This is a genomic window from Peribacillus acanthi, assembly GCF_003073175.1.
Lineage (GTDB): Bacteria > Bacillota > Bacilli > Bacillales > DSM-1321 > Bacillus_BN > Bacillus_BN acanthi.
In genome coordinates this window covers 259,489-274,484 of the sequence record NZ_QBBX01000004.1, presented here as the reverse complement: position 1 = coordinate 274,484, position 14,996 = coordinate 259,489, and the positions used below count along the sequence as shown (strand labels likewise).

General features: G+C 35.4%; 18 protein-coding genes. 12 read left to right on the top strand and 6 right to left on the bottom strand.

Annotation, left to right across the window (positions count from 1 at the left end; translation table 11 throughout):
• Window positions 1-287: 287 nt before the first annotated feature.
• On the top strand, window positions 288-1,028 hold the full coding sequence (locus DBX25_RS06065; RefSeq protein ID WP_108669879.1) for a DUF3993 domain-containing protein: 741 nt from the start codon (window positions 288-290) through the stop codon (window positions 1,026-1,028).
• A 73-nt stretch (window positions 1,029-1,101) separates the two neighbouring features.
• Here the strand turns inward: DBX25_RS06065 and DBX25_RS06060 are convergent, their stop codons facing one another.
• The 3 genes from DBX25_RS06060 to DBX25_RS06050 all read right to left on the bottom strand — a co-directional run bounded on the left by DBX25_RS06060 (window position 1,102) and on the right by DBX25_RS06050 (window position 3,205).
• Entirely contained in the window at window positions 1,102-1,647 is a 546-nt protein-coding gene (locus DBX25_RS06060) for a GNAT family N-acetyltransferase (protein WP_108669878.1), read from the bottom strand.
• A gap of 208 nt (window positions 1,648-1,855) precedes the next feature.
• The gene (locus tag DBX25_RS06055) at window positions 1,856-2,089 is read right to left on the bottom strand and encodes a glutaredoxin family protein (RefSeq protein WP_108669877.1); all 234 of its coding nucleotides are present in this window, start codon (window positions 2,087-2,089) and stop codon (window positions 1,856-1,858) included.
• A gap of 159 nt (window positions 2,090-2,248) precedes the next feature.
• Complete coding sequence (locus tag DBX25_RS06050) at window positions 2,249-3,205, bottom strand: MBL fold metallo-hydrolase (RefSeq protein ID WP_108669876.1); 957 nt, start codon at window positions 3,203-3,205, stop codon at window positions 2,249-2,251.
• Between the two features lie 174 nt (window positions 3,206-3,379).
• Between DBX25_RS06050 and DBX25_RS06045 the strand changes: the two genes are divergently transcribed.
• The 3 genes from DBX25_RS06045 to cbpB all read left to right on the top strand — a co-directional run bounded on the left by DBX25_RS06045 (window position 3,380) and on the right by cbpB (window position 4,411).
• Window positions 3,380-3,619, top strand: a complete 240-nt coding sequence (locus DBX25_RS06045; protein ID WP_108669875.1) for a YkuJ family protein — start codon at window positions 3,380-3,382, stop codon at window positions 3,617-3,619.
• A 109-nt stretch (window positions 3,620-3,728) separates the two neighbouring features.
• The gene (locus DBX25_RS20510; RefSeq protein ID WP_157950892.1) at window positions 3,729-3,875 is read left to right on the top strand and encodes a hypothetical protein; all 147 of its coding nucleotides are present in this window, start codon (window positions 3,729-3,731) and stop codon (window positions 3,873-3,875) included.
• A 104-nt stretch (window positions 3,876-3,979) separates the two neighbouring features.
• Window positions 3,980-4,411, top strand: coding sequence for a cyclic-di-AMP-binding protein CbpB (gene cbpB / locus DBX25_RS06040; protein ID WP_108669874.1), 432 nt, complete (start codon window positions 3,980-3,982; stop codon window positions 4,409-4,411).
• A gap of 79 nt (window positions 4,412-4,490) precedes the next feature.
• Here the strand turns inward: cbpB and DBX25_RS06035 are convergent, their stop codons facing one another.
• The gene (locus DBX25_RS06035) at window positions 4,491-5,231 is read right to left on the bottom strand and encodes a sulfite exporter TauE/SafE family protein (RefSeq protein ID WP_108669873.1); all 741 of its coding nucleotides are present in this window, start codon (window positions 5,229-5,231) and stop codon (window positions 4,491-4,493) included.
• Window positions 5,232-5,345: 114 nt separating this feature from the next.
• On the opposite strand from DBX25_RS06035, the gene DBX25_RS06030 reads away from it, so the two are divergent.
• The 4 genes from DBX25_RS06030 to DBX25_RS06015 all read left to right on the top strand — a co-directional run bounded on the left by DBX25_RS06030 (window position 5,346) and on the right by DBX25_RS06015 (window position 9,136).
• Window positions 5,346-6,218 carry a LysR family transcriptional regulator gene (locus DBX25_RS06030; RefSeq protein WP_108669872.1) on the top strand — a complete coding sequence of 291 codons (873 nt, stop codon included), beginning with the start codon at window positions 5,346-5,348 and terminating at the stop codon, window positions 6,216-6,218.
• Between the two features lie 82 nt (window positions 6,219-6,300).
• Window positions 6,301-7,011, top strand: a complete 711-nt coding sequence (dapD, locus tag DBX25_RS06025) for a 2,3,4,5-tetrahydropyridine-2,6-dicarboxylate N-acetyltransferase (protein ID WP_108669871.1) — start codon at window positions 6,301-6,303, stop codon at window positions 7,009-7,011.
• A 133-nt stretch (window positions 7,012-7,144) separates the two neighbouring features.
• Window positions 7,145-8,275, top strand: a complete 1,131-nt coding sequence (locus DBX25_RS06020; RefSeq protein WP_108669870.1) for an N-acetyldiaminopimelate deacetylase — start codon at window positions 7,145-7,147, stop codon at window positions 8,273-8,275.
• Between the two features lie 99 nt (window positions 8,276-8,374).
• On the top strand, window positions 8,375-9,136 hold the full coding sequence (locus tag DBX25_RS06015) for a DUF4931 domain-containing protein (protein WP_108669869.1): 762 nt from the start codon (window positions 8,375-8,377) through the stop codon (window positions 9,134-9,136).
• Window positions 9,137-9,190: 54 nt separating this feature from the next.
• Here DBX25_RS06015 and DBX25_RS06010 read toward each other — a convergent pair whose 3' ends face one another.
• Together DBX25_RS06010 and DBX25_RS20505 are read right to left on the bottom strand one after the other, a co-directional pair.
• A complete protein-coding gene (locus DBX25_RS06010) occupies window positions 9,191-10,036 on the bottom strand; it encodes a mechanosensitive ion channel family protein (RefSeq protein ID WP_240620177.1) in 846 nt (281 codons plus the stop codon).
• Between the two features lie 106 nt (window positions 10,037-10,142).
• The gene (locus DBX25_RS20505) at window positions 10,143-10,301 is read right to left on the bottom strand and encodes a hypothetical protein (RefSeq protein ID WP_157950891.1); all 159 of its coding nucleotides are present in this window, start codon (window positions 10,299-10,301) and stop codon (window positions 10,143-10,145) included.
• Window positions 10,302-10,757: 456 nt separating this feature from the next.
• Here DBX25_RS20505 and DBX25_RS06005 point away from each other — a divergent pair, with 456 nt between their 5' ends.
• The 4 genes from DBX25_RS06005 to DBX25_RS21205 form a co-directional block, all read left to right on the top strand.
• Entirely contained in the window at window positions 10,758-11,300 is a 543-nt protein-coding gene (locus tag DBX25_RS06005; RefSeq protein WP_108669868.1) for a peroxiredoxin, read from the top strand.
• A 194-nt stretch (window positions 11,301-11,494) separates the two neighbouring features.
• Window positions 11,495-11,950: a TlpA disulfide reductase family protein gene (locus DBX25_RS06000; protein ID WP_108669867.1), complete on the top strand. Its 456-nt coding sequence runs from the start codon at window positions 11,495-11,497 to the stop codon at window positions 11,948-11,950.
• A 174-nt stretch (window positions 11,951-12,124) separates the two neighbouring features.
• Complete coding sequence (locus DBX25_RS05995; protein WP_108669866.1) at window positions 12,125-13,876, top strand: ABC transporter ATP-binding protein; 1,752 nt, start codon at window positions 12,125-12,127, stop codon at window positions 13,874-13,876.
• Between the two features lie 14 nt (window positions 13,877-13,890).
• Window positions 13,891-14,996, top strand: a 1,106-nt coding sequence (locus DBX25_RS21205) for an ABC transporter ATP-binding protein (RefSeq protein WP_240620176.1), incomplete at its 3' end; no start/stop codon positions are given.

The window sequence follows — 14,996 nt, the reverse complement described above, 5'->3', positions numbered from 1 at the left end:
CCATCCCTCCACAGAACAAAAGGCCACCAAGCGAAGCGCGGTAGCCTAGAATGATTTTCCCCCAACATTTGACGGAGAACCATTTTTTACCACAATTTTTTCTTTCATGTGACGGTTTTCTACAGGAAATTTTGGGTAATGTTTAATATAGTCATTATTTACATCATAAATAAAAGGAATTTGTCAGCTCATGTATTTATTTAACGAATTGTTTTTATATTGATTGCTAGAAGTGATTGATAGAATGGTAAGTACAAAACAATTTCAGAAAAAAAGGAGCTTAAATAATGCAAAAACATACGGCAAAAATCATTATATCAGCATCTCTGTTTTTTTCCACAGGTTCAGTTGCCGGAGCGGATACGATACATAAAAATGAAGTTATCAAGAATATCCAAGTAAAGGAAACGAAACAAGAAGAGGTTAGCCGTGAACAATATTTTAATCTGCTAAAAAATGCAGCTAACATTCAACTTTCTTTTGGTGAGAATCTTTATTCAAAAGAGGAAATCATCGTCCTTATGAAACCTTATTTTACTCAAAAATTTATTGATCAATTTATTTCAGAAAACATGTTTGAATTTGAAGAAGGAAAGTTTGGGATATTAGGTACTGATTTTGCCCCAAACATTATACCTTACTTCTCATACGGGGAAAATACAGAGGTTAGGGAAGAAGGAGACGTTGTCCAAATGACCGAATTTTTTGAAGCGGTAGAAGACGCTCCTGTATCGTATAAAGGCCATAAAGAAAGCGTGAATCTTATAAATGAAAAAGGGAATTGGAAAGTGGATGTAGTCATCTATGAAATGAATGAGGTGAAATCGGACGATGATTTTTCTTTGGAACATCATGCTCTAGAGGTAAATCCTCAGTATGTACAATCCGATATTTCTTCAGAATATGAAGCGGTAACATTAACTTCTTTTTTTAATTGGAAACCATATGAAGCAACTGTAGGGGCTACATTTAGGGATATTATTTCGGAGTGGGACCGTATTTTCTCACTAAAAACATGGCAAAAATAACGTAACACCCCATCCGTTTATTTGTTTGAACGAATGGGGTGTTACGTATTGGTGTCACATATCATAAATTAAATCATGCCTCCAAGACAACCTCTTCTTGCTCATTTTTCATATAAGCATAGAATAAATGCTTGTTTACCACAAACAGCCTATAGATATCTTCTTCTGCATTTATGCGTTTATATTCATCGTGGAAAACTTCTTCTCCATCAAGAACATAAGAGAGCTTTTCTATTGCTTTTATTGAGCGAAGGTTTGTTTTTCTTATTTTAACTAATACATTTTCAATATCATAATCACGAAATAATTCCTCAATAAACATTTCTTTTGCCATTTGATTATAACCCATGCCATGAAATGGCTTTCCTAACCATGTAGCCAAGTAACCACTACGATCATAAATATCAAACAAGTTAATAGTACCAACAGCCCTACCATACTCGTCTGTAATGACACGACTAATTAGGTTTCCGTTTTCTTCAGCGTCCATTATCGATTTCATGACAAACATATATTCATCAAATGTTTGCGCTTTTTCGCGGACAAATGGAAACACTTCTGGATGGGATAATAACTCGAACAGCACTGAGGAGTCGTGAATTTCCCTTTTTCTTAACAAATAACTATCCGCCCCTTTCCTATTATTGTCTTTAGAGTAAATCAATTTTCACACACTAAAATTCACCCCAAGACACATGCTGTATATAATCAGCAATCCTAATAATAATCTATGGGGTTACTTTTTTTCAATAATTTTTTTGTTGTATTTTTAATGTTTTTTTTGGAAAAAACATGGGGATAAAGTTTTATGAAAATACTGATGTGAACTACAAGGATAATAGGGCTTCAATACGGGCTTGATCGAAACCAATTACTACTTCTGACCCAATAACGAAAGTGGGAGTACTAAACGATTGGTACCTTGTAGTTAATTCTTTTCTAGCAGCAGTATTTTGTGCGATATTTTTTTCTACAAAGGTGATTCCATGTTCCTTTAAATAGTTCTTTGCAAATTCACAAGGGGGACATTGAGGTTGGGAAAATAAAATTACTTGAGCCAATTGAGTTCACCTCTAATAATGATGAATTTTGTAATATGTAGGAAAAAATTTCTCCCTACTACATCGATTATAATAAAAAAGCTTAGAAAAAGAGAGTGAAACGCGTTAAATTTACAAAAAAAAAATAACCCGGACACAGATGTGACCCGGTAGAAAATATTATCTATTTCCTTTACGATAATAATCGACTAACCCCATCGCACTTACATGTAAATCAAGCTTTAGGATTTCATAGACGGGATGATCAATGTTAACTTGCAATTCCTCTAAATATGCTCGAACCTTATTCATCAATAGTCGGTAGACAGACTCCGTTTGACCTTCGAATGTTCCACCTTGCTTCATCCCTTCTTCAGTTGCCTCAAGAAATATTGGAATCCAATGAGTGAGTTGATTATACACTTCCTCAGGTTGTGTGGACATTCCATAATGACCAAAGTAAATGGATTTCACACCAAGATTCTTATATAAGTGTAAAGATTGTATCATCGCTTCAGGATTGAATTGATTAGGTGAAGTCGAAGGTAAATAAAAATGAATGTCATTTTGTTTTAATTCTTCATAGTAAATCCCTGCAGTATCCCCTGTAAATATACCCATTGAAAGATTATCGAAAATAGACAAGTGATGGTTGGCATGTCCAGGTGTATCATAGAACGTTAAGGTGCGTTTGGATGAAAGTGATAAGGTTTCTTGATCTTTTTTTATGATGATCCTTGAAGGATCGATAGGGATTATGGGTTCGAATAAGCGATTAAAATCATCTCCATATACTGCTCGTGCACCCGCGATCAACCTTGATGGATCCTCTAAATGTCTTGCTCCATTTGGGTGGACTATGATATTTGCATTCGGGCATTCCCTCAACAATAAACCAGCACCACCCGCATGGTCTAAATGGATATGTGTAACTATAAGGTATGTTATGTTCTCTGGAGATATATTTAATTCACGTAAACCATCTAATATGTAAGGTATTGAAGGGCTTGCTGAAGATTCTATTAAAGTGATGTTATTCTCGTCTTTTATTACATAGGTTCCTGTGCGGCCTGTTCTTTGCAAATCATAGCAATCCATTAGGTAAATGTCATTCCCTAAATCCTTCACAGTCTTCAAAATGATTCCCCCTTATTTGTATCCAATTCCTACTTTATTGTATGGTTATATGATTCTATCTGTAAAGAAATTAGAGAAAAGATTCTGAATATACATTGTCATAGCAAAAGGATAAGAAAGTATGTTATAGTGAATCCTATCGGATATAGGTTTCATTGAGAAAGGAGTGGAAGTATGTCTCAATTACAAGGCATCCTTACCAGATTAAAGAGTCTACAAGAACAAGCAAAGGAATCAGAAACAGCTCAACGTTTCTTTGAAGTGGACGGAGCAAAAATTTGTCAGGTAACATTCTTCAATAAAACAGATATGTTTGAACTGGAAGTATATAGCGAAAAAGGAAAGTCTTCCAAATATCAGTTTGATAACATTGATATGATTACGATTGAAATTTTTGATTTATTGCAAGCATAAAAAATAGGAGTCCATTTGGGCTCTTATTTTTTTATGTGTTGAAGAAAGTCCATCCTCTGCCACATAACTGCTATAATATGAATATAATGGTAAAAGGGTGGTAATAGATGTGCTTTATTTAATATTGATTGTCCTCTTTTTCGTAATGTTACTTATGTTAGCTGAACTAATTACATTGAAGAAAGAAGCAATTAAGACCCGAAAGACTCTTGATGATTTATATGATTTACTAAATAGTAAAGCAAAAAGTAAATAAGTTTACCTGTTTTCTTAAAGGGGAAAGAATGACTGACCTATGTTATTATAGATAGGGGTGTGTTTTTTTTCGTTACTTATTAAAGGTAAGGGGTTTATATAAATATGCTTAGTATACACAATAATGAGTTACTTTCATCTAAGATTAAAGAGTTTATCATTCCAGCAGAACGAGTCGCTCATGTTCAACTTGGAAACAATCTAGAGCACACTTTGTTGGTGCTAACCAAAAGTGGATATACAGCAATTCCGGTATTGGATCCTTTTTATAAACTGCATGGCCTAATTAGCACACCAATGATTTTAGATTCAATCTTAGGATTAACCCGAATAGAGTTTGAACAATTAGAAAGTAAAAAAGTAACAGAAGTCATGAAAAGTGACATTCCAAGGCTTAATCTAGAAGATGATATGAAACAAGGTTTAGAAATGTTAATTGACCATCCTTTTGTTTGTGTTCAAAATGATGAAGGTATTTTTGAGGGGATTTTGACAAGACGTGCAATCCTTCAACAATTAAATAATTCTGTTGAATAATCTGTTAAAAAGGATGAATCAAAAAGTATCTGATGATATTTTCTGATTCATCCTTTTTATACTTTTACTTTACTTTACTTTACTTAAAAGAAATTACATTCCAAAGTAGCTGTAGAATAAGAAAAACTGTCACTACATTTAGCAGCCATTTTAAATATTTTGTCGGTATTTTTGGAGCCAATCTTACAGCCGTTTGTGCACCAATCAGTGATCCGAATGCAAAGTATAAGGCTATATTCCACTTTAAATCTCCATTCAGCCAAAAAGGAAAAAAGGCAGCAAAACAACTTAGGAACGTTTGGAAGCGTGTGTAAGCTATTGCTTGGAGATAGGAAGCGCCATTCCAAATAAATGTATACATAAGCATGGTAGCTTGACCAGGCCCGAACATCCCGTCGTACGTACTAATACCAAATAATTGAGGATATGTTTTAGTTGCTGGATACCAACCTTCACCTCCAACGGGTTTCGGTTTCTTAATGAATGAGAGAACAAATGCTCCACTTAATAAGAAAATCGCAAAAATACTCATAGTTTTATCAGATATCGACGTAGCCACTATTCCACCTGTTAGGCCGCCCAGAAGTGCAACCGGAATTAATTTTATTGCTTCTATAAGCTTTAATTCTTTCTTTTTAAGGAGAACATAAAAGCTGGAGAAGGAGCTGATCACATTTGAAAACTTAGCTGTTGCAATCGCGCTATGCACCGGTACACCTAGTAACATTAGTGAAGGCATTCCAATAAGTCCACCGCTACCTGCAAGTGTACCGATAAAAGCAACGGTAAAACCCAATAATATTAATATAATTGCAGTCATGAGAGACACCCCCTATATTTGACATTTATAGTTTATTGAATTAATTTCAATAAAGAAATAATAATAAATTGATTAAATGTCATAAGAAATTATTATCAAGGGGATTATCTATATATGTCATTTTCTGAATACCAGCTACTTTCCGTGCTCGCTCAAGAAATGAATATGCGAAAGGCTGCAGAGCGACTTTTTGTGTCACAGCCTGCTCTGTCTCAACGATTACAAACGATTGAAAAAGAATGGCAGACAAAATTGTTTATCCGTTCACAAAAAGGATTGTCGTTAACCCCGGCAGGTGAATCTGTCGTAAAATTTGCAAACGAAGTAATTGAAAAGAGAGAAAAGGTCAAGGAAGAAATTCAAGCGATGGATTCAAAAGTATATGGTACTTTACGAATTGCATGTGCATCCATAGTGGGACAGAATTGGCTGCCAAAAGTATTAAAAGAATTTGTAAGAAAGTATCCACATGCTAAAATTTCCTTGGTTACAGGCTGGAGTAGTGAGATATTAAAGGCGTTATATGATGATCATGTCCATATAGGAATTGTAAGAGGACACTCTGATTGGAAAGGTGTAAAGAAACATTTGTTCAATGACGGTCTATTTTTAGTGGACACGGAGATGAACAAGTTAGAGCAGGTAATTGAAACTGATCGGCCGTTTATTCAATTCAAAAGTGATTCTAGTTATTATCAGGAAATCCAAGATTGGTGGCTAAGACAATTCCACACAGCACCGAAAAGGACCATAGTAGTGGATCAAATTGAAACATGTAAGCAAATGGCTTTTAATGGAATAGGGTATGCCATTCTACCGGCTATCACCATCCAAGACACAGAAAAAAGTATATACAAAATACCTCTTTTAGATGAACAGGATCATCCAATTGAACGAGACACTTGGTTACTGGGGTATGAAGCGGCATTTGAACTGAAACAAGTGCAAGCCTTTGTCGAATTGGTTCAAGACTTTTTACCACAATAATTTGATTCGACTTTTTTCTTGTTTAACAAACTTTTGTTTGATAAAGTATGTCTATATTAATATTAAAAAGGGGGCCATTCTCATGAAAATGATGGATGCTCATGAAATTATTTCATTTATTGCAAACGCAAAAAAATCTACACCTGTTAAAGTATACATAAAAGGTGACCTTGAAGGCATCAATTTCGGAGAAACTGTTAAATCATTCATCACGGGGAACAGTGGTGTTGTTTTTGGAGAATGGGCTGAAATTAGTGAAGCAATCCAAGCTAACGAAGCAAAAATTGAAGATTATGTCGTGGAAAATGATCGACGCAATTCTGCGATTCCTTTGTTGGATATGAAAAACATTAAGGCTCGTATTGAGCCAGGTGCAATTATTCGTGATCAAGTGGAAATTGGCGATAATGCAGTTATTATGATGGGTGCGTCCATTAATATTGGCGCTGTAATCGGTCCTGGAACTATGATTGATATGAACGCAGTACTTGGAGGTCGTGCAACAGTAGGAAGCAACTGTCATATTGGTGCAGGTAGTGTCCTTGCAGGTGTAATTGAACCACCTTCTGCAAAACCAGTTGTGGTTGAAGATGATGTTATGATTGGCGCTAACGTTGTAGTACTTGAAGGAGTTACTGTAGGTAAAGGTTCTGTAGTTGGAGCAGGTGCTGTTGTAACGCAAGACATCCCTCCATACTCCGTAGCAACTGGTATTCCTGCGCGTGTAATCAAGCAAATTGATGACAAAACAAAATCAAAAACTGAAATTATGAAAGAACTTCGCCAGCTTTAAGCGGCTATATTTACGAAGTAGGTGACTCAGTAAATGGTCAAAAATCTATTCAAAGCATATTTGTGATGAATTAAAGATTTTGATCTTTTCTTGGGTCACCTTTTTTATTTCTGGGAGGAAAGAGGAGAGTAGTATGACAGTAGCCCCATTTGTCAAAATCAGAAGGGATTTACACAAAATTCCGGAACTTGGATTTCAAGAGCATAAAACTCATGCCTATTTAATGCAATACATTGGTTCACTTCCACAAGATTGTTTAGAGATTCAAACCTGGAGGACAGGAATCCTCGTGAAGGTGAATGGGAAAAAGCCGACTAAAACAATAGGATATAGAACAGATATAGATGGTCTACCTATAAATGAGGCAACGGAATTGCCATTTCAATCTGAGCATGAGGGAAGAATGCATGCATGTGGACATGATCTCCATATGAGTATTGCGCTTGGCATACTTACTTATTTTACAAAGAACCCGATTAATGATAATCTTTTGTTCATTTTTCAACCAGCAGAAGAAGGTCCTGGTGGGGCAGAACCTATGCTTGCATCAGAAGAGTTTCAAAAATGGATGCCTGATATGATTACAGCGCTTCATATTGCGCCTGAATATAAGGTTGGTACGGTTGCGATTAAGGAAGGTTTATTGTTTGCTAATACATCGGAACTATTTATTGATTTAAAAGGTAAAGGTGGTCACGCTGCCTACCCTCATAAAAGCAATGATATGGTTGTCGCTGCATGTCAGCTTGTAAACCAGCTACAGACTATCATTTCTAGAAATGTTGATCCATTGGATTCAGCAGTCATAACTGTTGGGAAAATTACTGGAGGTACCGTCCAAAACATTATTGCCGAAGATGCAAGGCTGGAAGGCACAATCCGAACGCTTTCAGTTGAGTCAATGGTGAAAGTAAAAGAGCGTATTGAACATATTGTAAAAGGAATAGAAATAGGATTTGAATGTAAGGCCTCTATTGATTATGGAGCTATGTATCACCAAGTATTCAATGAATCTAAATTAACACGAGAGTTTATGGATTTCGTTTCAGATCGTAACGATGTAGAATTATTTGAATGTAGGGAAGCTATGACAGGGGAAGATTTCGGTTTTATGCTGGAGAAAATTCCAGGCTTTATGTTTTGGCTTGGGGCAGATTCTTCGTTCGGATTACATAATGCAGGGTTAAACCCTAGTGAAGAAGCAATAGGGACTGCGATAAAACTAATGACTGATTATTTTACTTTTAAAGGGAACAGCCGATAATTGTAAAGCTTGGATTTTCAGCCAAGCTTTTATTTTTTGGGAAATTAGTAAAGTAAATATGATAAAGTTAGAAAAAAGTGCAGTAAGGAGTAGAAAGAAATGGAGAAACAGTTATTTTTTGAACCGGCTGTTGGAAGGCAGAAGCCCTCGACTATTCATAACAAAGAAACATCTTGCCCGTTTTGTGATGAGAATCAATTAGAAATCATTATTGATCGCAATGGCCCCATTATTTTGGTCGAAAACAAATACCAAACGCTTCGTGATACCTATCAAACCGTCTTGATTGAAGGTGGTGGTTGTGAATCTGATCTTTCACAATACCCTAAAAATCATTTATACAAGCTATTTCAATTTGCTATGAAACATTGGCAGGATTTTATGTTAAGTGGGAAATATGCAAGTGTATTAATGTTCAAGAATCATGGGCCACTTTCAGGTGGTTCGATTGCACACCCGCATATGCAAATTGTGGGTCTTAATAAAGTTGATTATAGAACAAACATTCATAATGAAGATTTTAAGGGATATGTTATTGATTATAAGGACGAGGTAGAATGGAACTTATCTTCCAATCCACGTATGGGCTTTTATGAGTTGAATGTTGTAATGTCTCAAAATGGTAAGATAGAGGCATTTGCAGATTTTATCCAACAATCAGTTTATTATTTGTTAAACTTATTTCGTTTTCCTTGTAAAAGTTATAATCTATTTTTCTATCAAATAGGTGCCTCATTTGCATGTAAGATTGTACCGAGGTACGTCACTACACCATTATTTGTTGGTTATTCGATTCCACAAGTCCCAACTGATTTAGAATTAGTGGTCAAGGACATCCAAAATAAAGTAAATATTAAATAGAAAAAGGGGAGGAACGAAATGTTCTTCCCCTTTCGATATCGAATGAAAACTTAATTATTTTCCTTCAGAAGTGATTTTCAAATATTCATGAATTTTTTCATGAAGTGCTCTCTTTAATTGTGCTTCAACAGCAGTTTGTTCTCCGTTTTTCACTTTTGCAATTACCCGAAGGACTACTTCATTAGTGCCATACGTTTGAACTCCTAATACTCTTGGTCCTTCAATAATGGCAGGGTTGATTTCCGCAATTAGGTGGCAAATCTTTTGAATTTCTGAAATTGCTTCATCAATATTATTTGAAGCGGGGACCGTAATATCGACTAATGCCCTCATATTTCCTCTCGAATGATTACTTAGCGTAGTTATAGTTCTGTTCGGGATATAATGAAGGGTTCCATTAAATCCCCGTACTTGTGCAGTTCTTAAACCCACTTCTTCAACAATTCCTTCAAGGGCCCCAATAGTTACATAATCTCCTACATCCATTTGTCTTTCAAGCAAAATGAAAAATCCGGTAACAACGTCACTTACAAGCCCTTGAGCACCAAATCCGATGGCCAGTCCCACTACTCCTGCACCAGCTAGAATCGCTGTTGCTTGGATTCCAAACAACTGAAGAATGGTAATGACAAGGAAAAATATTAGCACATAGCCTATAATATTTTTCGTTAGGCTTTCAAGTGTTTTGGCACGTGCGACAGAAACTCCTTTTCTTTGATTTACTTTTGTAAAAGTTCTCTCTGTCAATTTATTACCAAGCCCACGTAGAATAACAAATCCTATATAAATTGCAAAGATTTGTAAGAGGGTTATTCCGCTCTTTATTAAGATACTAGACCACGCAAAATCCTTTAGGTGGTTACTAATGTTCACCAAGTATAGTTGTATTAAATCTATCAAAAATGTTCCCCTCCGAAAAAATCAACTAGTATGAGTCTAATATATGATCCAATCACGTTCAAGAAATCACAGCAACATCATACATAAGACCCGAATGAAGGGAGTATTAATTCATATTCTCTTTAGCTTTTTTTAAAGCAGCTTTAATCAATTCAATGTCTGATATAATGGCTTGTTTAAGTGCAGCGTCTTTACATGCTTTATATTCACATTGTAACTTTGTTAATTCATTAAGAAATAACTTATTTTCATAGGAATCTAACATGACAAATCCCTCCGTTTGGTATATATTACCCATTCTGATTAAGTATAATCTTGTTTTATAGGAAAATATAACTATTAGAAAAGTAAGATTATTTTATTTGTTTATGATGAATGTAATTTACATTAAATAGTATTGACACTAATTAATATATGAATGCATCCTAGAAGGCAAATCATTTTGTACAAAAATTAATCAATGGTAAACTAAGAAAGGTAATAGATAATTCCACATTCTGGTGAGGGATAGGTTGAAATTAATCTGGCAATACTTCTACAGTGTGGAAAATGTATATCCCATTTTGTAGTGTTGTTTGTACTAAATGTTTATTTATATTTATTTTAATTAAATATTGACGCTCTTATGGGACAAAGATATAATGATTAATGTGACTTGAGACTAATTGAGAAAAAACAAACTTTTTTCTCAATTAATAAATAATTATTTGGAGGGATTTTCATGCCAGAACGTATGGTAGGTAAACAAGCACCTCGTTTCGAGATGGATGCTGTATTAACTGATAAGCAATTTGGAAAGGTTAGCCTTGAAGAAAACATGAAAAACGGAAAGTGGACAGTTCTTTTCTTCTATCCAATGGACTTCACTTTCGTGTGCCCAACAGAAATCACTGCTTTATCTGATCGCTACGACGAGTTTGAAGATTTAGATGCAGAAGTAGTTGGAGTATCTACTGATACAATTCACACTCACTTAGCTTGGATTAACACTGATCGTAAAGAAAATGGTCTTGGTGAACTAAAGTATCCTTTAGCAGCTGACACAAACCATGTTGTTTCTCGTGAATATGGTGTCTTGATTGAAGAAGAAGGTATCGCATTACGTGGATTATTCATCATCAGTCCAGAAGGTGAATTAATGTACTCTGTTGTTAACCACAACAATATCGGACGTGACGTGGATGAAACACTTCGTGTGCTTCAAGCTTTACAAACAGGTGCTCTTTGCCCTGCTAACTGGAGACCTGGACAAAAAACTCTGTAATACAAACATTTGGACAAGCAATTAATTAAATTTGTATAGCCTAATCCAATGGTAGTACAAGTTTGTATAGGGTGACTCGGGAAGCTGAGCGAATTAAAACATTATCGGGTAGGCGTTGATTTGCAGACTCTTAATGTTATAGTCGCTACATTTACGAGTCATCCTTTTTATTCATGATAAAGGAGGCTGAATATATGAAATTACGTGAGCAAATGCCAGAATTAAATGGGGCGACAGAATGGTTAAATGGACAGGTTTCGAAAGAAGAACTTATCGGTGAAAAGCCAACATTAATCCATTTTTGGTCAATTAGCTGCTATCTCTGTAAAGAAGCTATGCCACAAGTTAATGAGTTCCGCGATCAATATAAGGATAAACTAAATGTTATCGCCGTTCATATGCCTCGTTCTGAGGACGATGTCAATATGGATGAAATCAAAAAAGTAGCTGCAGAACATGATATTACTCAGCCTATCTTCGTTGATAATGAATTAAAATTGACGGATGCATTCCAAAATCAATATGTACCAGCTTATTATGTTTTCGATAAGACAGGTGCTTTAAGACATTTTCAGGCTGGTGGAAGTGGAATGAAAATGTTAGAAAAGCGTGTTAACCGCGTTCTTGAAGAAAATGAAAAAGCAGAATAAGAATAAGGTAGAGACTGGATTCCGGATGGGAATGTCAGTCTTTTTTTATTGCGGAAAATTTTTATAGAAATTTCAAAAAAATAAAAATTTTTTAATAAATGTATGGAAATTTATTTCGAACCTCGATATATTTATAGATACGCACTTTACTTTTCCTTGCAAAGGGGGATTATAATGGAAACTTTTAAGAAGCTGAAGAATTTTTATTGGCCTTATAAGTCGTACTTTTTTATATCATTATTCTTTTTATTGATAATGACATCCATTACGCTTATTTATCCAATCATATTACAGCTGACAATCGATGAGGTTATATTAGAAGGGGAATATGGGTTAGTTCCTTATTTGGCATTTGGGTTTGTAGCACTGATGGCTGTGAAAGGTATCGCTGTTTATATTAACCAATATACAGGGGATATGTTTGGAATTACCGCGGTGTATAAACTTAGAAATTCCTTATATGAAAAGTTACAATACTTGTCATTCAAGTATTATGACAATGCAAAAACAGGAGATTTGATGTCTAGACTAACCGCAGATGTGGAAGGTTTTCGATTCTTCCTTTCTTTTGGGATTTCGGAACTTATCCGATTTGCACTGTTGATTTCAATTAGTTTTGCCATCATGTTTTATTACTCCGTTCCATTGACATTAGTAACGATGGCTTCACTACCTTTTCTAGCAGTAATTGTTTACAAATTTGAAAGAGTTGCACATCCCGCTTTTAGGGGGATCAGGAAATCGTTTGGGAAATTAAATACAAATGTCCAAGAAAATATTAGTGGAATCAATACTGTTAAATCACTATCAAGAGAAGAATTTGAAATAGGAAAATTTAACTCATCAAACGGCAATTACAAGGAGAAATACATATTCACTTCCAATCTTTGGGCAAAGTTTTTCCCTTTGATGGATCTAATGGGGAACCTATCAGTCGTTTTCCTTTTGTCATACGGGGGATATCTTGTCATCAATGATAGTTTGAAGCCAGGAGAATTGGTCGCGTTTTATAGCTTAGTATGGTACATTATTTGGCCAATTGCGAACTTAGGTTATGTCATTAACCTATTCTCACAATCCAAAGCTTCAGGAGAAAGACTATTAGAGATTTTAGAGGAAGAAAAAGAAATCAAACAGGTGGAGAATCCTATTGAGGTAGACAGACTGAAAGGTGACGTAGAGTTCAAGAATGTTTCACTTTTATATACTGAGGAAGATGATTCTGCATTAGAGAATGTAAGCTTCCATCTTACGCCAGGCAAGACAATTGGACTAATTGGTTCAACGGGAAGTGGTAAAACGTCCATTACTCAGTTAATAACACGATTTTATGAACCTGAGTCGGGAGAGATTCTGATAGATGGCAAGGAAATTAAGGAATATTCATTACCCTCACTAAGAAGAAACATAGGGTTTGTACTACAGGAATCCTTTTTATTTTCTTCATCAATTAAAGCGAATATTTCCTACGGACGGCCAGATGCCTCAATGGAGGAAATCATCGAAGCTGCCAAAAGGGCACAAGCTCATGAATTTATTATGGAACTGCCAGAAGGCTATAATACATTGCTTGGCGAGAGAGGATTAGGACTTTCTGGTGGTCAAAAGCAACGAATCGCAATTGCGAGGGCTATTTGCTTAAATCCTAGCATTTTGATTTTGGATGATGCGACAAGTGCTGTTGATATGGAAACCGAACATAATATACAAAAAGCGTTACGAGAAGTAATGGATGGTAGAAGCAGTATCATAATTGCCCATCGTATTTCATCCTTAAAGCATGCAGACGAAATCATAGTTCTTGACCAAGGTAAAATTGTGGAAAGAGGAATCCATCAAGAATTAATTTCAAATGGGGGACTTTACCAACGAATCTATGAAATTCAATATAAAGACTCTAGATTGTTACAATCACAAACTCATTGAAAGGAGGTACATTTATGAAAATTAAACCGCAAAAAACCAATCAAAACGTACGGGAACGCTTTCATTATTCCACTGATCAGGTCATAGAAAAGCCATTCAATTGGAAGCAAATGTCCCGGTTATTAAGTTACATGAAGCCTTATACGAAGACTCTTTTGCCTTTATCAATCCTTACAGTGATTATTACAACGGCAATCCGTCTATTGATACCTGTATTGATAGGAGAATATACCATCGATAAGGCGATAATGGAAAAGAACACCGACCTATTGACGAAATTAGTGATTCTTATTGCTGGGCTCTATGTCGTTTTTTATGTAGCGAACGTGTACAGAATAAAATGGATGAACGTTTTAGGGCAAAGTATCATTTATGATTTGCGTAAGCATTTGTTTACTCACGTACAAACTCTATCGCATAGATTCTTCGACCAGCGTTCGGCAGGGTCCATACTTGTCAGGATTATGAATGATATTAATTCTTTACAAGAGTTATTCACAAACGGTGTTATTAATCTATTAATGGATATCGTGATGTTAATAGGGATTATTGTAATCTTGTTCACATTAAGTCCAGAGCTTACGATTGCTGCGATGATTATTTTACCCATCATGTTTTTCATATCTACGACGTTACGAAAAAATATCAGAAGAAGCTGGCAACTAGTCCGTCTTAAACAATCTAAGCTAAATTCCCACTTAAATGAAAGTATACAAGGTATCAGGGTGACACAGTCGTTTACACAAGAAAAAGAAAATATGGCATTCTTTGATGGAATCAACTACGAAAGCTTTGATAGTTGGAAGGTCGCATCCAAGAAGAACGCAATGTTCCGCCCTTTTGTTGACATGACTAATGCGATTGGTACTGCCGTTTTAATTTGGTACGGAGCACATTTAATTCAACAAGGAACCATAGACATTGGTGTTTTTGTCTCCTTTGCCTTTTATTTAGGTATGTTTTGGGAACCGATTTCCCGTGTCGGTATGATCTATAATCAACTGCTAATGGGTATGGCTTCTTCGGAAAGGATTTTTGAATTTTTGGATGAGCAACCAATCGTTTCAGAGAAAAGTGATTCTGTAAGCATTGAGGAAATGAATGGGAAAATAGATTTTGA